General features: G+C 60.0%; 17 protein-coding genes. All 17 read left to right on the plus strand.

The window, feature by feature from the left end:
* The first annotated feature begins 16 nt into the window (after positions 1-16).
* Positions 17-1,036, plus strand: a complete 1,020-nt coding sequence (locus ACWHY3_RS04635) for a glycosyltransferase family 2 protein (RefSeq protein WP_448127680.1) — start codon at positions 17-19, stop codon at positions 1,034-1,036.
* Positions 1,033-1,908, plus strand: a complete 876-nt coding sequence (locus ACWHY3_RS04640; RefSeq protein ID WP_448127681.1) for a hypothetical protein — start codon at positions 1,033-1,035, stop codon at positions 1,906-1,908. Before ACWHY3_RS04635 ends, ACWHY3_RS04640 begins: the two co-directional genes overlap by 4 nt.
* Entirely contained in the window at positions 1,895-4,126 is a 2,232-nt protein-coding gene (locus ACWHY3_RS04645) for a hypothetical protein (protein WP_448127682.1), read from the plus strand. Before ACWHY3_RS04640 ends, ACWHY3_RS04645 begins: the two co-directional genes overlap by 14 nt.
* 33 nt (positions 4,127-4,159) lie before the next feature.
* Positions 4,160-5,197, plus strand: coding sequence for a GDP-mannose 4,6-dehydratase (gene gmd / locus ACWHY3_RS04650; RefSeq protein ID WP_448127683.1), 1,038 nt, complete (start codon positions 4,160-4,162; stop codon positions 5,195-5,197).
* Between the two features lie 55 nt (positions 5,198-5,252).
* Complete coding sequence (locus ACWHY3_RS04655; protein ID WP_448127684.1) at positions 5,253-6,155, plus strand: NAD-dependent epimerase/dehydratase family protein; 903 nt, start codon at positions 5,253-5,255, stop codon at positions 6,153-6,155.
* A gap of 475 nt (positions 6,156-6,630) precedes the next feature.
* A complete protein-coding gene (locus tag ACWHY3_RS04660; protein WP_448127685.1) occupies positions 6,631-9,171 on the plus strand; it encodes a DUF4214 domain-containing protein in 2,541 nt (846 codons plus the stop codon).
* Between the two features lie 100 nt (positions 9,172-9,271).
* On the plus strand, positions 9,272-10,051 hold the full coding sequence (locus tag ACWHY3_RS04665; RefSeq protein WP_448127686.1) for a SapC family protein: 780 nt from the start codon (positions 9,272-9,274) through the stop codon (positions 10,049-10,051).
* A gap of 93 nt (positions 10,052-10,144) precedes the next feature.
* Positions 10,145-10,657 carry an opioid growth factor receptor-related protein gene (locus ACWHY3_RS04670; RefSeq protein ID WP_448127687.1) on the plus strand — a complete coding sequence of 171 codons (513 nt, stop codon included), beginning with the start codon at positions 10,145-10,147 and terminating at the stop codon, positions 10,655-10,657.
* A 198-nt stretch (positions 10,658-10,855) separates the two neighbouring features.
* Complete coding sequence (locus ACWHY3_RS04675) at positions 10,856-11,443, plus strand: hypothetical protein (protein WP_448127688.1); 588 nt, start codon at positions 10,856-10,858, stop codon at positions 11,441-11,443.
* Between the two features lie 76 nt (positions 11,444-11,519).
* Positions 11,520-11,738 (plus strand): DUF6447 family protein, encoded by a 219-nt coding sequence (locus ACWHY3_RS04680; RefSeq protein ID WP_448127689.1) that lies wholly within the window; start codon positions 11,520-11,522, stop codon positions 11,736-11,738.
* Between the two features lie 258 nt (positions 11,739-11,996).
* Entirely contained in the window at positions 11,997-12,920 is a 924-nt protein-coding gene (locus tag ACWHY3_RS04685) for a hypothetical protein (protein ID WP_448127690.1), read from the plus strand.
* 201 nt (positions 12,921-13,121) lie between these two features.
* The gene (locus ACWHY3_RS04690; protein WP_448127691.1) at positions 13,122-15,377 is read left to right on the plus strand and encodes a hypothetical protein; all 2,256 of its coding nucleotides are present in this window, start codon (positions 13,122-13,124) and stop codon (positions 15,375-15,377) included.
* Positions 15,307-16,287, plus strand: coding sequence for a DUF4214 domain-containing protein (locus ACWHY3_RS04695; RefSeq protein WP_448127692.1), 981 nt, complete (start codon positions 15,307-15,309; stop codon positions 16,285-16,287). The genes ACWHY3_RS04690 and ACWHY3_RS04695 overlap by 71 nt, the downstream gene beginning before the upstream one ends.
* A gap of 168 nt (positions 16,288-16,455) precedes the next feature.
* Entirely contained in the window at positions 16,456-17,844 is a 1,389-nt protein-coding gene (locus ACWHY3_RS04700) for an undecaprenyl-phosphate glucose phosphotransferase (protein WP_448127693.1), read from the plus strand.
* Positions 17,845-18,043: 199 nt separating this feature from the next.
* Positions 18,044-19,552: an MBOAT family O-acyltransferase gene (locus tag ACWHY3_RS04705; protein WP_448127694.1), complete on the plus strand. Its 1,509-nt coding sequence runs from the start codon at positions 18,044-18,046 to the stop codon at positions 19,550-19,552.
* A gap of 11 nt (positions 19,553-19,563) precedes the next feature.
* Complete coding sequence (locus ACWHY3_RS04710) at positions 19,564-20,571, plus strand: hypothetical protein (RefSeq protein ID WP_448127695.1); 1,008 nt, start codon at positions 19,564-19,566, stop codon at positions 20,569-20,571.
* Between the two features lie 248 nt (positions 20,572-20,819).
* Positions 20,820-21,599, plus strand: coding sequence for a FadR/GntR family transcriptional regulator (locus ACWHY3_RS04715; protein ID WP_303855756.1), 780 nt, complete (start codon positions 20,820-20,822; stop codon positions 21,597-21,599).
* Positions 21,600-21,601 lie beyond the last annotated feature (2 nt).

Consider the following 21,601-nt stretch of genomic DNA (forward strand, 5'->3'; position numbering starts at 1 on the left):
CAAGGACGAAGACGTAGTGAAGCTAATCATCCAGATCCCGTGTTACAACGAAGCCGAGACGCTCGGCATCGCCCTCGATGCCTTGCCGCGTCAAGTTGACGGTTTCGACAGCGTCGAATGGCTGATCATCGATGACGGAAGCCAGGACGGCACAGCTGAAATAGCCAGAGCCCATGGGGTCGACCACATTATCCAGCACCCACGCAACCAGGGGTTGGCTCGTGGCTTCATGAGCGGCCTCAATGCCTGTTTGCATCTCGGGGCGGACGTCATCGTCAATACCGACGCCGACAACCAGTACAACGCCGACGACATACCGGCGCTGGTGGCACCGATTCAGCAAGGCCAGGCGGAAATCGTCATCGGTGAACGCCCGATCCAGACCATCGAGCATTTCTCGCCAGTAAAGAAAGCGCTGCAGAAACTGGGCAGTTGGGTAGTTCGCGTAGCCAGCCGTACCGACATACCGGATGCCCCAAGCGGCTTTCGTGCCATGTCGCGAGGAGCCGCCCAACGGCTGGTCGTCTTCAACGACTACACCTACACACTCGAAACCATCATTCAGGCCGGCCAGAAAGACATGGCCATCACCTCGGTGCCGGTTCGCGTCAATGCCGATCTACGCCCCTCGCGCCTGGTCAAGAGCATTCCGGTCTACATCCAGCGTTCGATACTGACGATCTTGCGGATTTTCGTCATCTATCGTCCCTTTCGCTTCTTCGGCACCTTGGGAGCCCTCCTGTTCTTTCTCGGGTTTCTGATCGGGATACGGTTTCTGTGGTACTACGCGACAGGCGACGGGGGAGGGCACATCCAGTCCCTGATCCTCGCTAGCGTGCTGCTGCTCATGGGGTTCCAAACGTTTCTGGTCGCATTCATTGCCGACCTGCTGGCCGCCAACCGCAAGTTGCTGGAAGAAGTGCGCCACCAGATCAAATCGCACGACGAGCCAGCGGCCGATCTGCTAATGCACAAGGATCGGGGGCGGATGGGAAGCAACCCGCCATATCAACCGACCGAAGCGAATCGTGAATGAAGTTACGCACCAAGCGGCTGTTGAATTGCGCCGGCACGGCGCTCGCTCTGGCAGGCATTGCCTTCATCGGAATCCGCATGAATGCCTACAGCCAGGAGATCGACTTTCACAAGCTCGACGGCCTTGCCTGGGCGCTGCTGATGCTGCTGTCGGGAGTCTACGCCACCGCCAATCTCCTTCTGGCGCTGGCCTGGTGGCGGTTGCTGGTTCGCTTTCGTCTGACCACAGGCATCGCTGGCGCCGTCGCCATCTACGGTCGCTCCCAGCTCGCCAAATACGTACCCGGCAACGTATTCCACCTGGCAGGCCGGCAGGCGCTGGGCCTGGCAGCCGGATTGCCGGGATGGGCCATCGCCAAGTCGATGGTCTGGGAGCTGGGGCTCCAGGCAGTTGCCGGCGCCTCGTTCGGATTACTGATATTGCCGCTGCTGATCGTCGCGTTTCCCGTCCCGGTGGCACTGGTACTGTTTGGCCTGACGATAGTGGCGGTGGGTGGCCTGACTCGCCACCGCCCGCTGCGGGAACTGGCTCAGGCTTTGTTGCTGCAGATGGCGTTTCTGCTGGTTTCGGCCTGGGTCTTTACCGCCATCCTGACCGGCGTGCTGGGGCAGGGCCTTTCAGGCGAACTCATGGCGATGCTCTGCGGTGCCTATGTGGTGGCCTGGCTGATCGGCTTCGTGACGCCCGGCGCGCCGGCGGGTGTTGGCATCCGGGAACTGGTACTGCTGTTTCTGCTGGGGAATGTCATTCCCGAAGACACCTTGCTGCTGGCCGTCGTGCTTGGCCGCGTGGTCACGATCCTGGGCGATGTCTGGTTTTTCATGGCGGTCCATTTCAGCAAGGCCCGGGGAGTTAGTGATGATAAAGCATAAGCCTTTCGGTACTGGCGTGGTCACGGCCGTGCTCGCCCTGGTCGCATTGGCGTTCGTTCTCGTCGTGCAGGGGGCAATTCCCTTCGTGGCCGATCCCACGCTGGGGCAAGCGCTCTGGACCACAGGCTTTGCTCAATCGTTCGCCAACCAGTCGCTTCTGGGGTTGCACGCAACGAACATGGGGTATCCGCATCCCGCGGCCATCGCCTTTGGCCTTGCCGGCGCCTACCCGACAGCCTGGTTCATCGCCCTGGGATTCGATCCCGCCGATGCCTATGCCGCCATGTCGGCGTTCTGGTTCTCGGTTGCCTATCTGGGAGCCTGGTTCCTGGCTCGCGACATTGGCCTCTCGCCTCGGCTGGGAATCGCCGCAGCGCTGGTCTGGATGACCCAGCCAATGATCTGGTTTCATACCCGATATTCGATGCTCGCATTCGGCATCGCGCTTCTGCCCGCCTATCTCTGGGTAGCCGGGCGCTGTTTCGAAGGGGCGGCTACCACCAGTTCGCGCTGGCGGCATGCGCTGCTGTATCTGGTGGCCTGTATCGTGGCCGTCTTCATGGATGGTTACACCTTCGTCATGTTTGCCGTCGGCGCCAGCCTGCTGTACGCCTACCGCTTCATTGCCCAGCCCGACCAACGTCGCACGCTCCTGTGCTGGGGGGCGCCCGTTCACATCGTCGGCTTTGGCATGGCCTATGGCCTGTATGCGCTATATGTCGGAGCATCGCATTTCGACAAGGCGCCGCTGGACTTCTTTCGGGGCTGGGGAGTCGATCTCTCTTTCTGGGCGATCCCCACCACCGGCGTGCATGGCCTCTGGGATGCGTTAGGCCTTACCGTCGAGCGATCATCAAGGCAGTTCTATGGCGATGGTTCGGTCTGGGTTCCCACTTTTCTTTTGCCCCTGTTGCTTGCCGGCGCGGCCGGAGCCTGGCGCCTGCGACGCCGCAGCCGCGCTTTTCCCGCCGGCGCGCTGTTGCTCGTCACCTTGGCTGGCCTGTATCTCGCGCTGGGACCCTCGCTCAAGGTGGATACCACCCGTCCGCCGGACGACGAGCAACTCGCCAGCCACATGAGCGCCGAGCAGGCGCTCGCCCCGACCGGCAGCGCCTGGCTTTCCACCTACCTGCCCGGCTTCAACAACATGCGAGCCGCCTATCGCTGGCAGGCGCTCGCTGTCTGCGGGCTCTGGGTACTGATGCTCGGTCTGCTGATCGGCCTGCCACGTCATCAACGGCCGTGGGGATACCTGCTGTGTGGCGTCCTGGTCGCCATGTATCTGCCGAATCTGGCCCAGCGCTGGCACGGCGCGATCGAAAACCGCGCTGCCATCGAGGATATCGACAAGCGGCTGGTCGGCGACCTCGCCGAGCGTGTCTCCCCCGGCGAAGTCGTCGCCTTCCTGCCTTATCGCAACGACTTCCTCGCGACGTATCTCGCCCCGCGGCTCGGCGTGCAGGCCTACAACATCGGCGGCGACAAGAACCTCGCGCAGGCACGGGAGCACTGGCCACCGGCGATGCAAGTCTTTCATCAGGCAGCGGTCGGCGAACGATTCCCCGAGCAGATCTTGACGCTGCTCACCCTGGGTGAGGCGGACGCCGTGATCCTGCCCTATCTCGACCTGTTATGGGCCGCCCATATCTGGCCCTCGCCGTTGAACTTCGAGGCATCCATGAACGACATCGCCCGGCGCCTGGAGCAGACAGGAAAAGTCGACGCCGAATACCGGCCCTATTACGTCCTGGTTCGGCTCGAGCCCGATGAGCGGGAAAAGCCGGTCGAAGCCCGCATCGCATCGCTCGTCGATGACTACTGCCTGCCTCCCGTCTGCCTGCAACACGACATTGCCGGGCAGAGCGACACCCCCACCCAGGTCGGAAGGCTCGAAAACGGACGCCTCTCCACCACCGGCCAGCCGGGATTTCTCGCCTTTGGCCCCTATCAGCCCATGCGGCAGGGAACATACCGGCTTACACTGGAAGGCAGCACGACGAGCGCCCCTGGCGCCTGGGTGGATGTCGTATCTGGCAAGGGCACAGTGAGCCATGCTAGATTCCCCATCGCTCCGGCTGACGGCTCCCACCAGGGAACCCTGATCGATGAAACCATCGTTCTGAAAACGGATGTCGACGACCTGGAGATCAGGGTACATGTCGAAACCGATGACAAGATGACGCTCACCGGCTATCGGCTAGCGCCTTCGGCGGAGTGACATTGCCAACTTTATGAATCGAAAGGGATTGGAATGAAGAAATGTGCCGTGGTGACAGGTATCACCGGGCAGGATGGTGCTTACCTGGCCGAGCTGCTGCTGGAGAAAGGGTATACCGTATATGGAACGTACCGCCGCACGAGCTCGGTCAATTTCTGGCGCATCGAAGAACTCGGTATCGCCGATCATGAAGCCCTGCACCTGGTCGAGTACGATCTGACCGATCTCTCCGCCAGTATCCGCCTGCTGCAGAACGCGCAACCCCGGGAAGTCTACAACCTGGCCGCGCAGAGCTTCGTCGGCGTCTCCTTCGACCAACCGGTTACCACCGCGGAAATCACCGGGCTCGGCGCCGTCAACCTGCTCGAAGCCATCCGCATCGTCGACCCCACCATTCGCTTCTACCAGGCCTCGACCTCGGAAATGTTCGGCAAGGTCCAGCAGGTTCCCCAGACCGAAGCGACCCCGTTCTACCCGCGCAGCCCCTACGGCGTCGCCAAGCTCTACGCACACTGGATGACCATCAACTATCGGGAATCCTACGGCCTCTTCGCCACCAGCGGCATTCTGTTCAACCATGAATCCCCGCTGCGCGGGCTCGAATTCGTGACCCGCAAGATCACCGATGGCGTCGCCCGCATCAAGCTCGGCCAGCAGCAGCGTCTCGAGCTCGGCAATCTCGATGCCAAGCGCGACTGGGGCTTCGCCAAGGAATACGTCGAAGGCATGTGGCGCATGCTCCAGGCCGACGAGCCGGACACCTACGTGCTCGCCACCAACCGCACCGAAACCGTGCGCGACTTCGTCACCATGGCCTTCAAGGCGGCCGATATCACCCTGAAATGGGAAGGGCAGGGCGAAGCCGAAACCGGCATCGACACCGCCACCGGCAACACCGTCGTCGTCATCAACCCGCGCTTCTACCGCCCGGCCGAAGTCGAACTGCTGATCGGCGACCCCGCCAAGGCCCACCGCGAACTGGGCTGGCAGCCGGCCACCGATCTCGAAGCCCTTTGCCGGATGATGGTCGAAGCCGACCTGCGACGCAACGCCAGCGCCAAACGGGCCTGACCCCCCAGACCGGGCGGGCGCAGGCCCGCCCCAGCCAACAGAGGAGAGCCTGGGCATGTCCACCGTACTCGTGACAGGGGCCTCCGGGTTTACCGGTCGCTACCTCGTCAAGGCGCTCGCACAGCGCGGAGAGCAAGTGGTCGGCATTGGCCGCGCCACCCAGACGCCCCCCGAGCTTTCACGCTACCTGGCACTGGATATCAACGATGCCCAGGCCCTGCAGGATGCCGTGGCCGAGATTCGCCCGGACCGCGTCGTCCATCTCGCCGCGCTGGCCTTCGTCGGCCATCCGGTACCGCTCGACTTCTATCGCGTCAACGTGCTGGGCACCCAGGCACTGCTGGACGCCCTGGCCGGACTCGACACGCCGCCGACTACGCTGCTCGCCAGCAGCGCCAACGTCTATGGCGCCAACGGCCGCGCCGTCATCGATGAAAGCGTCCCCCCGGCGCCCGTCAATCATTACGCCTGCTCCAAGCTCGCCATGGAGCACCTGGCCCGCACCTACCGCGAGCGCCTGCCGCTGATCATCGCCCGCCCGTTCAACTACACCGGCCCAGGGCAGAGCAGCGACTTCCTCATCCCCAAGATCGTCGACCACTTCCGCCGTCGTGCCGAGAGTATCGAGCTCGGCAATCTCGATGTCAGCCGCGATTTCAGCGACGTCCGCGATGTCGTCGATGCCTATCTCGCCTTGCTGGACGCCCCCCTGACGGCCGAAGAGAGCGGGCTCACGGTCAACGTCTGCCGGGGGGAAGCGACCGCCCTGCGCGACGTACTCGCGCTCACCAGCCAGCTCGCCGGCTACGAGATCGAAGTCAGGGTCAACCCCGCCTTCGTGCGTGCCAGCGATATCCCCTCCCTGCGCGGCGACAACGCCCGTCTTCACGCCCTGGCCGGCGACGTGCCCCGGCGACCGCTGGCCGACACGCTGGGCGATATGCTCGAAGCCCGATAGCCACGGCCCGATAGCCAAGACCCAGGCCTGATCCCCCCGGCAGACGGCATTACGGACAAGCCCATGCTTTTGCAGGGCTTGGCCGATGCAGATGGCTGACCTCAATTTGCCATGAATGGCCGTTACAGTACGAAAAAACGACACCGTAACGGCGTCGTTGCGACGAAAGAATCAGGCAAATCGGAAGTGAGTATTTACTATCAATACAGGTCCCGTCAGTGAAGGAGATGGTGAAGATTTGACTGTTACCATAGGTTGACTGGTAGTGACGAAAATCACACATTACGCTTGACTGAGTAATCGCCCAACGATTAAAAAGGTAACCGAAATATAGGGCTACGGAAATCCGCTGCCGTGTGCAGGCCCAGCGTAAAGGGGAGGGGCCTGCAGGCTGGGGGATAAAGGGAATGAGCGCGCTTCCGGTGTTTACGCCTCACTCCTACAGGTGTTGGGGGTGAATATCGCGGAGTGACTCATGAGCGAGGCCTCGCTCGAAGCAAGCATTCGGCCGATTGCCAGGGCTTGCCATGTCGATTCGACATTTATACTAAGGAGTTACAAAATGGCTTTGAACGCCAACGAAGTTAAAGCACTTTACGTTGCCTATCTGGGCCGCGCTGCCGACCAGGAAGGTCTGACCTACTGGACTGAGCAAGTCCCGGACGATTTCACCCTGGCCGACCTGCGTTACAACCTCGTCAACTTCCAGCCTGAGTATCAGGATCTCTACGGCGGCCTGGATCGTGAAGGCGTCGTGACCGAGATCTACCAGAACATGTTCGGCCGCGAGCCGGATGCCGAAGGCCTGGCCTACTGGACCACTGGCGGCGGCTCCTCGCTGAGCATCGACAAGCTACAGCAGCAGTTCATCGTCTCCGCCTCTGCCGAAGACCGTGCTGCATTCGAAGAGCGGGTCGACGAGTTGGGCGTGGGTGGCGAAACTCTCAGTCTCACTGCAGATGCAGATGATCGTCTGTTTGGTACTGCCAACAACGATACATTCAACGCTGAAGCAGGCACGCTGCAGACTGGCGATCAACTGCTGGATCAGTCCACGACTGATAACGACACGCTGAACGCAGTAATCAGCAACGCCAACAAGAATCCCGCTCCGACCCTGCTGAACGTCGAGAACGTTAATCTTGATCTCGACGTGTTCTCTGGTGCTGCATTCGACGCGGTTACCACCGAAGGCGCTACCATTACCGCTTCCAGCTCCAAGCTAGGATTTAACGGTCAGTTCACCCTTGACAACGCTGGCGACAACAACGTTGTTGCTGGTGAGAACGTGACCAACCTGACCGTTCAAGCTCTGGAAGCCGGTTCTGTTGATACTGGTGCCGCTGAAGAAGCATCTGTGACGACTGTTGGCGGTAGCGACGGTGAAGTGGCGAACATTACCGTGAATGGCGACATCGAGCTTGGTGTCGATACCGCCGAGACCTTGAACCTGACCGCAACGGCCGATGCCGTTGTCGACCTGTCCAACGTTGCTCGTGGTGCTGCCACAGACGCAAGTGAAGTAGTTGGTTCTGGCGAAGGTGCTATTACTCTTCGTGGCGACATGACGGGTGTTACTGACATCACTGGTGTTGACACTGTTGTTGTGACGTCTGATGCTGCTGTGGCTTCTGAGTGGGAAGTTAACTCCATCTCAATTGCCGCAGACATTAATAGTATCACTGTTGCTGATGCTGCTAATGTCACTATCGACGAAGAGCAGGAAGCTGTACTGACTATTAGCGGTCAGGGCAACACCGGTAGCTCCGTAAATGTCTCTTCTAACTTGGCGGCGCTAGGTTCCGTGGCTTTCGCTGACAGCACTCTGGCTTCTGCAGAGCTTGAACTGACCGCCGCTGGCGTTGAAGTGGCTAGTCTGGACGCTAACGATGCTGCATTGACTGTTAACGTTACTGATGGCGCAGAATTTGCAGCCCTCGTTGGTGAAAGCATCGAACTGGTGGGCGCCGGTGATGTGACACTGACCGATGCTAACGCCGTAAGTGTTCTGGACGCTTCCGGCCTGGACGGTGCTCTCGAAATTACCACTAATGCCACTGGCGATTCTGGTGCTGCTAGCACTGGTATTGAAATCAGCGGTGCAGTGGGCAACAACACGCTGGATGTCACTGGCAATGACGATTTGACTTTTGTCGGCCAAGCTGGTGATGACGCGGTTAACTTGGTCGCGAATTCCAGTGAAGTCTCACTGGTGCTGGGTGCGGGTGATGACACCGTTACTCTTGAAGGTGCCCTGACTGGCACTGCCGCCATCAGCTTCGGCGATGGTAACGACACTCTTGAGTTGGCAGATGGCGTGTCTACTGTTAGCACTACAGGTGATGTCACCATCACTGGCTTGGAAAACGTTGTTCTTGGTGGTGCTACCGCTACTATGGAAGCGAGCCAGCTTGACGGTCAGGAATACAGCATTCGCGGCGAAGGCTTCGGTGCTAGCGAACTGACCGTTTCGCTGGAAGATGGCGGCGATAGCGTCGATCTGTCTGGCCTGGACGTGTCTGACTCTGCCTCTGCTGGTGCTGCTTTTGCTATCACCGGTGGTGATGGCGATGACACCATTACTGGTACTGGTTTGGCTGACACCATCACTGGTGGCGCGGGTGCAGATACTCTGACCGGTGGTGCCGGTGCTGATACCTTTGCATTTGGTATTAATGCGGCTGCTTCAACTGATTCAACTGCAGCGGCTACAGACAGCATCACTGACTTTGTTGGCGGTACTGATGAAATTCAGTTCACTAACGCTACTGTGTTCGAAGTCGTAGCAGATCAAACTATCACTGATGCTGCTGATCTCGGTGCTGCTGTAACAGCTGCGTTTGCTGCTTCTGCTAATGCAAGTGATACTACAATCGATGCACTGCAGTTTACCTACGACAGCAAGACTTACTTCGCTGTAGAAGGTGGCGCGGCCGCTAATGAAACTGACGCTCTAGTGATCGATGTGACTGGTGTTTCTGGTACTGTTACTGCTGATGACTTCGTAGCCGCCTAATCCCTCTCTCTGAGAAGGATGCCTATCCTCGATAGGTAAAAGCACTAAACCCCCGACTTCGGTCGGGGGTTTTTTGTTCTTTGTTTTTCAAGGAGGTGCCATGACCGAATGGACAGCACTCTCGCCCAGCCAGCACCGTGACAAGCATCACTTGCCCCGCGACGGGTATACCTATACTAAAGGGCAATCGGTGGTCGGTGTATTGCTCGCTGAACTGCCGAAGTTGTTACCGCTGTACGTGCTGGGCTTTATTCAGCAGGGGGAGGAGTATACGCCCGTGGCAATCTTGGGCCTGGGGCAACAGAACCTTTACGTGGCCCCCAACGGCAAGTGGCTGGGTAGCTACGTACCTGCAACCCTGCGCGGTTATCCGTTTACCCTGGCCAATAGCGAAACCGGCGAGAAAGTCTTCGCTATTGCCGCGGATCATCTCAGCGACGACGCTGGCGAACCACTGTTTGACGAAGCGGAAAAACTCACCGGTAAAGCGGCGGAAACGTTCGCGTTTTTGCAGCAGTGTGAGCAGAACCGCCAAGTGACCCAGCAAGCGGTTAAGGTGTTGGGGGAGGCTGGGGTGATTGAGCCTTGGCCATTAAAGATCGAACGCGGCGAAGGCCAAGAGCCATTGACCGTGAACGGCTTGTTTCGTGTGGATGAAAAAGCGCTGAACAGCCTGGAACCCGAAGCCTATGCCGCGCTGAAAGGTGGCCCGATGGCATTGGCCCACGCCCAGCTGTTCTCGATGGGCCAGCTTTCGCAACTGGCCGAGCGAGCCAGATTTCACGCCCAGCAACAGCAGAAGGCCGGCCAGCCGCCCGAGAGTCTGGACGAGGTATTCGGTGGCGATGACGATGATCTCATCTTCGATTTCGGCGACTGACCCCGTAGCCTGGCCGGGTCGCACTTCAGGCCAGTCAAGGGCATATCCCTGGCGGATGCCGGCATCAAGTCAGGGCCACGCAGGAAAAGTTCCATGAGCGAGAATGGGCATCGATTGATTGCATTCACCCTGGGGCAATGTCCCGATCACAAGGGACGCTACATCGAGGATGTCTGGCGTCTTTCCCACTTCTGGCTGGAACATACCCACGACACCATTCAATGGCTGTTTCCGATTCCCGAGGCTGGCCGCTTCAACGGCTTCGCGCCGCTGCTGGATGCTGAAGCGCAGGCCGCCTTTGCGGAATCTGATGAACTGAGGGCGCGGCAGCGCCAGTCGCTCGATGTGATGCTGGATTTCTTCGGCCTGGCGCGGGAATCGGATGCCATCGTGGCCTTGCCCCACCTCAATCCCAGGGAACATATCTGGCTGAAGCGGGGCGGACACAACCACCTGCGGATCTCGCGCATGATCCGCAGCCTGCATTTGTGCCATCAACCGGAACTGGCTCGCGCCTTTCAGGCCGCTGTGATCGGGATCGGTACGCAGCAGGGTTTCGTGTCGGAGCAGTCGCTAGGTTACTGGCGAGCGGCCATTGAGGCGTAGGTACTGGGGTATAGGCACTGAGGCACAGGCACTGAGGCATAGACACTGAGGCACAGGCACTGAGGCACAGGCACTGAGGCACAGGCACTGAGGCATAGAAAGGCTGCGCCGGAACCCGAATATCCAGGGCATGGCTGCCGTTTCACGGTTTGGCCGGGCTTGGCTCGTCGCAAATGAATCCAACGATCCGGAGAGAGAATGGCTTACTGGAATGACCCGCGTGTCCGGGTGCTGAAAAAATACGGAATCCTGATCGACGCAGAACCCGAGGTGCTGGAAAGCCTGCCGGGCAAACTGCCGCCGGCCGACGGCGATATGACCTTCAATCAGTGGAAGCTGAGTGTCTTCGGGGAACCTGTCGACGTGGGCATCTTCTCGCTGGAGTGGCCTTACGGTAATACCCGGATGAAAACGCTGAGCGGCTGGGGTGGGGAACACGTCAAGCAGGTTCTCAGGCACCAGGCGAAGATCGCTAGGCAGCGCAAACAAGAAGAGTTGGAAGCGTTACAGCTAGAACTTGCCGAGGCGGCAGGCGAGGCCCACATACCCAAGGAACTGCTGGAAGCCGAGGTCGACGATCTGGAAGATACCCTGCAGCCGTCGGTCAGGGAGTTCTTCGCCCGCGAGCTGGAGCAAGTGGATGATGATGTCTCGATGGAACAGCTGCTCCAGAAGATGCTTCGGTTCATGAACACGGCAGCGGCAGGCTTTGCGCAATCCCAACAGCGGGTAGAACAGCTGCAGAACCGGCTGGATGCCCTGGGCCCGGAACCGAAGGGACAATGACGATCCGGTGTTCGATTTTGGCGCCCGATCCCGTACCCTAGCGGGTTCACACTTCAAGCCAATCAAGGACATACCCATGGCGGCTACCGACACCCAGGCAGGCCAGACCCTGACCATCGACGGCACTGAATACAACCTGGCGGACCTTTCCGAGAACGCTCGCGCCCAGGTCACCAACCTGCGCGTGACCGACCAGGAGATTGCCCGCCTGCAGCAGCAACTGGCGATTGCCCAGACGGCGCGCACCGCGTATGCACGCGCGCTCTCTGCCGAGCTGCCCAAGCAGGCGCACTGAGCCTCGATTGCCTTTTCCTGACCAGTGGCCCACCCCGGCCAGTGGCTCACCCCGGCGATGACCGGGGTGAGTCGATGAATCGATGCCCGCCGCTCGCCGGGTTTCTGCAACTCCCCGCGTATTTCTGCAACTCCCTGCGTATTTCTGCAATTCTCCCTCTAGCATCAAGCGAATCGTCCGGCCGCCGATAACGACGATAAGCCGTCTGAAGCCCAGGGCGCGCTGACGTTCGATTTCGTCAACCGGAGGCACGTCCGCGTGTCCAGACCCTTGCTCCCCAACGAGCCCCGCATTCCCGATGAGCCGCGCGAACAGGCGCTGACCGTGCGCTTTCTATCGCCCGCATTGGCGGCGCTGGAGTCGCTGTTTCTGGCGCTGCGCGCCGAACTTGACCCGGCATTGCGCCAGACCCGGCCGGTCAAGCAGGGCAAGCCGTTTCCGCTGGGCCAGTGTCTGGAAATTTCCCAGGCGGTGCAGCGCCAGTTGCAGCAGCTCGACCCGGCGACACTCGGTGGCGAGGCAGCGCAGGGCTACCGGGCGCTGGCGGCGTTCAAGAAGCACGGCGGCAGTGTCCGGCAGGTCTGGGGCGATCTGCGCGGCGAGTATTTCCAGAACGCCTTTCTGATCGGCACGCTCTATGTCGATGTCGCCAACGATACCGTCGATCCGGCCAAGCCGCCGGTGGAGGTGCTGCCGTTCGCGGCGTCACGTCTCGTCCCGGTTGCCGATTATCGCCACTTTGCCCGCGTCGCGGCCCGCTACTGGCAGGCGCGGGTCTATCCCAATCATCTGTTTCCTGAACTGGCGCCTTTCTTCCCCTTGCTCACCGTGACGGCGGCCGGGTTCGTGCAGTTGCAGGCGGCGTCCAACTACATGATCGCGCTCACGCTGGCCGGCGCCTTCCGCCCCGCTGAGACCGTGCTGGCGGAAGCGCCAATGAACGCCAGCCTGTTCGGTCTTCTCCGTCAACGCCTTTCTTCGCAGCCCTGCGCTCTGCCCGTCGCATTGGCGGCTCATCCCGAAGCCGGGCGGGCTGCTGCGCTGTCGATGTGTCAGGCGTATCGGGAGCAGGGCATGGCGGAAGATGCGCAGCGGCGCGATGCGACCGTGAAAGCCGTCTTGCGGGTCAATGGCGAACTGGCGCGTTTTCGTGTGGAGGTCGGCGGTGGGTCAGGGCTATAGGTCGTCGGTTTCGCGATTGGCGAGAAACACGCTCGTGGTTTCGAGGGGAATGACATGAAAAATTATTAGTCTTACCTCCTCAAGCAAGTTTGAGGTCCGCCGATAATTGCTAAGCAGATGTCCATTGTCGTTGGCTTGCTCGGCGGGTGAACCCAATCTCCTACCCGGCAGAAAAGAATTAAAAAAGCTCGAGGAAGAAACATGAACTTTTCGTTCGGTAATCTGGATGCGTCACGCAGCTACACAGAGGGGAAAGGTGCGACCATCACGGTTGATGAGGATGTCACGTTGTCCGGTAGCCCGGCAGGGAGCTTAACCGGGGGATCCTTGCGATTTTCACTTTCGGATGCCGATGCCGGTGATTCCTTTACCTTGACCAGCGATGCCGACCCTGACGCATCAGGCGCCATTTCCGTCGATGGGGCGGATGTCTATCTGGGCAACGGCAGTGGGCGAGAAAAGATCGGGGTCATCGACAGCATTCTGAATGGTCAGAACGGGCAGGATCTGAAGATCGACTTTGCCTCTCCGCTGACCAATGGAAGCTTCGAAACCGGGGATACGTCGGGGTGGACCATTATCGAAGGTGAATACGACAAGTACGAACTCGATGGTCAGACAACGGACTATTACTACAATAGTGGCGCAGTCACCGGGTCGGGTGCCGCCGTCAATATCGCGGATAGCGCAGATTACGTCTCCTATAGCCACTCTGTTCAACAGGATCTCGTCAGCGCCGGTGATTATGCGCTCAACTTGAACAATAACGGCAATATCACTTTTATCAATCAGACTCCTACTGTCGTGGATGAATATGCAGTCGATGGTTACGGTTCCTGGTTTGGTCCCTACGCTGTCAGTGATCCGTTCAAGGCGGAGACCGGAGATTCCATCTCTTTCTCCTGGGCGGCACAGAACGGTGGCGACTCCTATGACGTTTTCGGTTTCCTGGTGGACCTGGGTGCCGATGGCGTCTACGGCGGCGACGACGACACGCGGACTCAACTGTTTTCCGAGCGCGGCGATACTCGTGACTGGACCACGGAGACCATCACTCTGCCCTCTGCAGGCGATTACGCTTTCGAATTCGTCAGTGGAACCTACGACCAAACCGGTGGATTCGGTATAGGAGCCTCACTTTACATTGATGCTGTCCGGCTCATTTCCAGCAAGGTCACCAGTGAAGCCACGGTCAGTGCCATTGCGCAGAAAGTAACCTTTACCAGTACCGCGGAAGACACGGCGCCCTCACGAACGTTGACCATGAGTGCCGTGGACGCCGAGGGAAATACCGCGTCGGCGACGATGTCGCTCGAGACCACGCAATTGAACAATGCGCCTTCATGGGGCGGTAACGCCACCTTGGCGGCTGTCAACGAGGACAGTATCCCGGCAGGCGAGACCGTTGCGTCTCTGTTCGGGGCGTTGTTCAACGATGCGGATGCCGCCTATGCGCCGACGGATATCCTGGCCGGCATTGCCATTACCGCTGACTCCAGCCAGGCAACAGAAGGCGAATGGCAATATTCTACCGATAGCGGTGCCACCTGGCTGGCCGTGGGCAGTGTATCGACGGATTCGGCTCTCCTTCTCGATGCCGAGGCTCTGCTGCGTTTCAATCCGGTAGAAAATTATAACGGTTCGCCCGGTGCACTCACGGCGCACGCGGTGGATAGCTCAGGGGCCAATGTCGCGACTTTCACAATGGGAAGTGTCCGGGAAACCTTCGATACCACCGGTGATGACGTCGCTTCTTCGGTGTCCGCCACGGGCGTGACGCTGTCGACGACGATTGATTCCGTCAATGACGCGCCTGTATTCAGCACGCCGAGCGCATTGAGCGTATCCGAAAATTCGACGGTGGTAACGACTCTGTCCGCTATTGATGTCGATGGTGGTGATCCGATTTACACCATTACGGGCGGCGCCGATCAATCGCTGTTCACGCTGGATTCCAACAGTGGTGCGCTGAGCTTCAATAGTGCTCCCAATTTCGAGGCGCCTACCGATCAAGGGGCCGATAACGTCTATGACATTGAAGTGACGGCGAGTGACCGCCAAGATGGCACGACACCGCTGGCACTGGCGATCTCGGTCACCAACGTCAACGAATCGGCGCCTTCTCCCATTCAGGTTAGACCGACCACACCGGATGAACCGCAGCCGAACACGCCTTCCGGCAACCCTTCGGTGAGCGAGACGATCACCAATACCGGCCGTAGCACGGGCACCGCCAAGCTGGTCGAGAACACCGGCAACGCTGCCGGGCGGTGTCAGCCTGGTCAACCAGGGGGCGCGCAGCGCCGTCGATACCCAGCAGGCCCTGGCCGACCTGATCGGCAGTATCGATGCCAAGCAGCCCACCAACCTGAGCGACCAGACCGGGGTGGCCAGCCAGTGGCTCACCAATCGCCCCGACGGCACGTTGCTCGACATCCGCACGCTGGTACTGGGTGACAGCGGCAACGCCTCGGCGAACACGCCCATCCAGATTACCGGCATCGCCGACAACGGTGCCTCGGGCAGCAACCACCAGGAAGCGTTCGTCATCGACACCAGTGCGTTGCCCAGCGGCAACCAGTTGCAGCTCGACAACATCGACTTCGCCAGCATCATCGGTGCGACCACGCTCAGCGGCGGCGACGGCGCCAACGTGGTCATCGCCGACGACGCCGTGCAGACCATCGTCCTCGGTGCCGATGACGACGAACTGCATGCTGGTGGCGGCGACGATACCGTGGGCTCGAAGGGCGGTGACGATCTCATCTACGGCGAAGCCGGCAACGACACCGTGTTCGGCGGTGCTGGCGCCGATCGGCTGCATGGCGGCAGTGACTCGGATACGGCCCGCTACGACGGCAACCGTGACGATTACATCGTCACCCAGGAGCACAGCGTGATCACCGTCCAGTCCAAGGCCGACCTCAGCGACGTCGACACCCTGATCAACGTCGAAACGCTCGCCTTCGCCGATGGCAACGAAACGGTCGAGTACACCAGCGACCTGAACTGGATCGCCGGGCTCTATCAGCAGGTGCTGGGGCGCCAGGCGGATGTCGACGGCATTCAGTACTGGGCCGAGCAGCACGATGCGGGGAGCTCCTCGGTGGCTATCGCGCTGGGTTTCCTGGCATCGCGAGAGGCGGGGTTATCTCTGTGTACGGCGGATGCCTCGGCCCGGTCGCAGACGTTGGACATCTTGTACCAGTCGTTGCTGGGCCGCGATCCGGATACCGACGGCAAGGCCTATTGGGTCCAGCAGTTGGAGTCCGGTGTATCGCTGCATGATGTGGTTGGCGGTTTCATGGATTCGGCGGAGATGCGCACCCATGACCTGACCGCGACCGAGTGGAGCTTTATCGGTTAGAAAGGGCTGGGCTGGCGCGTCGAGAAGCTCAGGACGTGCCAGCCCTCGCTTCCAGTATTCCCCTCCTTTACAGTATTCCTCCTTACTTTAAGTGCCAGGTCATCGCGCTGCGCACTATGTTGTTATAGAGTCGCTGACATTTCCGTCACTGGGTGACTTGAACGGACGATGAGCGTTTCGAGACAACAGAAAAACATTACCGAGCGATTCCCGGCTCAGATATTCGTACCCTTGATCGACGCCGGGGCCGTGCTGTTGTCGGGCTTTCTGGCCCACTGTATCCGGTTCGGTACGCTGGCTGTACATGATCGCTTTCTGCTGGCCATGATGATCATGGCCATCTTTGTCGTGATGGCCAACTTCATGGCCGGGGCTTACGTGCGCTGGCGCACCACCCGGCTCTCCAACATTCTGTTTCGGCTGGTTGTCGTGTGGGGAATCGTTGCCTTGATGGCGACGTCGATCATCTACCTGGCCGAAGCTTCGGTTCGCTATTCGCGCTTGTGGCTGGGGATGACACTGCTGTTCTCGCTGGGCCTGGCGGCTGGCTTTCGGGTATTCGTGACGCTGCTGCTCCGGAGCGCAAGACTCTCGGGCAAGAACCTTCGTGGGGTCTTTCTCGTGGGGCCTGCCCCGAACCTGCTCAAGGTGGCCAGAAGCATGCGCAAGACGCCGGGGGAGGGCTTCGCGATTTCCGGCGTGCAGCGCTTGAAAGAATCGCCGGATCCGGTTTTCCTCAGTTGTCTTGCTCGCCGGGTAGAGGCTTCCGGCGCTCGAGAGGTATGGCTCTGCCTGCCGCTGGAAATGGGAGGGGCGGTGCGCGAGATCATGCATGCGCTGCGCCACCAGACGGCGGAGGTGCGCTTCATTCCCGAGTTTCAGGACATGCGGCTTCTCAATCATCGCATCAGCGAGGTGGCGGGCCACTTCGCGCTCGATCTGAGCGTGACCTCCATGGGGGAAACGTCGCGCTTCCTGAAACGGGTAGAGGATCTGGTACTGGGCAGCTTGTTCCTGCTCTTGTCGCTGCCTGTCTGCGCCGTTATCGCGGTGGTTCTGAAGATGCAATCGCCGGGGCCGGTGCTGTTCAAGCAGTACCGCATGGGCAGCAACGGCCGTCGCTTCAAGGTCTACAAGTTCCGTTCGATGGAAGTGCATACGGAGGCCGATGGCGCCGTGACCCAGGCCAGGCAGGGAGATCCGCGCGTGACCCGGTTTGGCGCTTTTCTCCGGCGGACATCGCTGGACGAGCTGCCGCAGTTCTACAACGTATTGCAGGGTCGCATGTCCATCGTCGGGCCACGGCCACATGCGCTGGCGCACAACGAGTATTACAAGGATGTCGTCGAGTCCTACATGAAACGCCACAAGGTGAAGCCGGGGATTACCGGCTGGGCGCAGGTCAACGGCCTCCGGGGTGGGACGGCGGATATCGAGAAGATGCGGCTGCGCGTGGAACATGATCTCTGGTACATCGACAACTGGTCGCTGTGGCTGGATCTGCGGATCATTGCACTTACCGTCGTTAGAGGCTTCTGCGATCCAAACGCATTCTGACTACCGCTTCTTACGGCTGGGTCTGGAAGATGATGACGCCAGTATCGGCGGGATGGGCGACTAGCTCGTGTGTGGCCGTGTCGTGATCGGCCGCCGACTGCGGGCGAGTGTCCGCTTGCGGGTTAAAACGTTGATGCAGGCTGTCTTTTCGTAATCGTCTCTGGAGCTTGGCCAAAGCCGGGAGATTGATGGCTAGCCGGTGGCAGAGCAGTGCCATAGGTACGCCTACGCCGTGAAAAGGCCACGTGCTATAGTGCCCCGCGTTTTTTTGGCCTATCGCATTGGCAATAGACATTATCCGATGGTTTTCTCCAGTCCGTTATTCATCTTCGTTTTTTTACCGCTGGTCTGGGCTGGTTATCAGTCAATTGCCGCCTGGCGCTCTTCGCGGGCGCTCGTCATCTGGCTGGCAGTGGCATCCTGCGTCTTCTATGCAGCCTGGGACTACTGGTTACTGCCGGTGCTGCTGTCCAGTATCTTTATCAATTATGCCGTCGCCCGGCGCTTGCAAGGTTCTTCCAGCCGGGTCTGGTTATGGCTCGGCGTGGCTTTCAATCTCGGCATGCTGGGGTACTTCAAGTATCGCGTCTTTGCGCTGTCGTTGTACGAGGGCAGCCTCGCGCCGCTGGAGACTCTGGTTCTGCCTCTGGGCATCTCTTTTTTCACTTTCCAGCAGATCGCTTTTCTGGTCGATGTGAACCGGCGGCTGACGCGGGTCTCCGGGTTCGTCGATTACCTGCTGTTCGTGTCTTTCTTCCCCCAACTGATTGCCGGGCCAATCGTTCATCATCGGGAGCTGGCGCCGCAGCTTGCGATCTTGAAGCGGCCTTCTGCCCGCCAGGTGCAGGCCGGGTTGCTTTTGTTCGCGATCGGTCTGACCAAGAAGTTGCTGGTGGCCGATCAACTGGCGCCGTTCGTCGATCACCTCTTTGCCAAGGATGGATCGCAACTGGTCGCGGGTGACACTCTGCTGGCCGGCTGGGCCTACGGCATGCAGCTCTATTTCGATTTCTCGGGCTACGCGGACATGGCGATCGGGCTGGGGCTGATGTTCGGTGTCCAGCTGCCGGCAAATTTCGATTCGCCCTACAAGGCCAAGTCGATACAGGATTTCTGGAGACGCTGGCATATCACCTTGTCCACTTTCCTCAGGGATTATCTTTACATCCCGCTGGGTGGCAATCGGTATGGCCTGCCCCGGCAGCTCTCGGCGCTGCTGGTAACGATGCTGCTGGGCGGCCTTTGGCACGGGGCTGGCTGGCAATTCGTCGTGTGGGGCGGGCTGCATGGCCTGGCGCTGGGTTTGTACGTGCTGTGGCGCCGGCGGGTTCCGTACCGGCTGCCGTCATGGGTCGGCTGGGGCGTCACGTTCGTGCTGGTGATGCTGGCCTGGGTGCCGTTTCGTGCCGAAGGCATTTCCCAGATGATGGCATTCTATTCCGCCCTGGGGACGCCGGGACTGGGAGCTGCTTCGTCGGTACTGGGCCTGACGCCGTCGGACCCGATGGTTCTGGCTCAGCCGGGGTTGTTGCTGGTGTTTGCTACTGTCGTGGCGGTGGCGTTTCCCAATGCGCGGCAGATACTGGAGAAACTGCATGATGATCGCCTGGCAGCAGTGCGGGGCTTGATCGTGGGAGTGGCAATCGTTGCCTGCGCCAAGACGATGATCGATGTGCCGACGCAAGCGTTTTTGTATTTCAATTTCTAGAGTCCTATCCAGTGATACGCAGGTTTTTTCATGGTTTCTCCGGTGGCCTTCTGGGCGGAATACTACTTGCCGTCATGGTTCTGGCATTACTCTGGTATGGTCAGTTGGGCAACCGGCACCCGAACAATGCCTGGGTGGAAAGTGCCATAGCGGTAAAGCTCGGTATCGCCCGGCAGGCCGGTTCTCCCAAGGTGGTTCTGCTCGCCGGTTCGGGCACAATGTTCGGCGTTGACAGCCACCGGCTGGAACAGAAATATCACCTGCCTACGGTCAATATGGGTGTCAATGCAGGCATATCGCTACCGGCCATTCTCCAGACCGCCAAAGAGGGCATTGGCCCCGGTGATCTGGTGATACTGCCGCTGGAATATCCGCTCTACAATCTCGATGAACCGGTTTCTCGAACCCTGGTCGACTGGATGAATGGACATCCGGAAATGCTGCCATGGCTTGCCTGGGAAAAGGCGCTGAAGGTCATCGTGCAGACGCCTTTTTCCCGGATTCTGGAAGGTTATCGAGGCATACCCAATGGGTTTGCCGTCAACGGCTTTTACGGTCCACAGCATTTCGATGGCAGGGGAGATCAGACGGATTCTTCACGTTCCCGGCGAACGGCTGGCGATGTCGAACGCGTCCGATCCTTGCCGCCCGAGCGCTATGGCCAGTTGCAGGACGACGGGCGCTATGCCTGGGCTACCCTGACTTCGTTCAGGGACTGGCTCCTGCATCAGGGCGCTTGCCCCATATTCGTCCCCCCGCCCATGGCGTTCAGGGAGTCGTATCGTTCGGTGAGTCGCGAGTACGATTTCTATACGGGGTTGAAAGAGAGAGCCCGTGAACAAGGGCTGTTCTGGTTGGGCGATCCCTACCAGGCCATGCGTGACGAGAACGATTTCTTCGATACCAATTATCATTTGGTCGCCGAGGCTAGAGAGCAATATACCCAACTGCTGATCGATTGGCTTGGCGATACGCCCCGCAAACGATGTATGTCGTTCTACCAAGGGATGAGCGAATAGCGACTTTGTGCCATCGCAGCCCTGGTCAGGCCGAGTAACGTGTTGGCTCCCATTTTTTCTCCCTCTTAGGCCGGTTTCTCTCTGTCAGGCCAGTGGCATGTTCTGGCCCCGGCGCGGTTTCACGTGCCGTCTTCACTAGAATCTCGCCTGTCGCCGGCGACCAAAGTCTAAAGGCAAGTCGACGGCGTTTGGTTGATCCTATGTCGGACATAACCTGTACCTAGTCCTACAAGGAAGCGCGGGATCCCATGAGTCATGCCACGGCCGCCACGAGTCGTAGTCAGCGACCGGACATCGCCGAAGCCCTCGCCGAGGCCGTTTTCAGCGGCCATTACGCGATCGGCGAGACGATCCCGCGGGAGATCGACCTCTGCGAGCGCTTCGGTGTCAGCCGAAGTACCGTGCGCAGCGCACTGCAGAAGCTGGTCAACGTCGGCTTGCTGGTGCGGGTTTCCGGGCAGGGCACACGGGTGCGCGAGCTTTCGGCCTGGCATCTGCTCGATCCTCAGGTCAGCGCCTGGATGGCGCGCTACGCCCAGCCCAACCCGCGGCTGCAGCGGGAAGTCTTCGCCTTTCGCGTGGCCGTCGAGCCTTTCGTGGCCGGCCTGGCCGCGACCCATGCCACGGCTTCGGACCTGCTCGCTATCGAGACCGCCTACGAAGGCATGATCCGTGCCCTCGAACAGGCCGATCTGCGCTGGCAGGGCCAGAGCCACGACGACTACGACGTGGCCTTCCACGAAGCGATCTTCGCGGCCTCCCACAATCTCATCTGGGCACAGATCAGTCATGTGCTCAGACCCGCCATCGCCCTGATCGTCGAGCGCTCCAATCACAGTGCCGATGAACTCGACGACAGCATGGCGCGCCATTTCCGGATGATGGAGGCGATTCGCCTGCGTCAGCCGGAAGCCGCCGAGCAGGCGGCGCTCTCGGTGCTGGAACGTACCGGCCGGGATCTGGGAATGGAGGACATCTTGCAACGATCGCCTTCGATCACGCTGTCCCCAACGACATTCGAGCGATAACA

The organism is Salinicola sp. NYA28a (assembly GCF_976982775.1).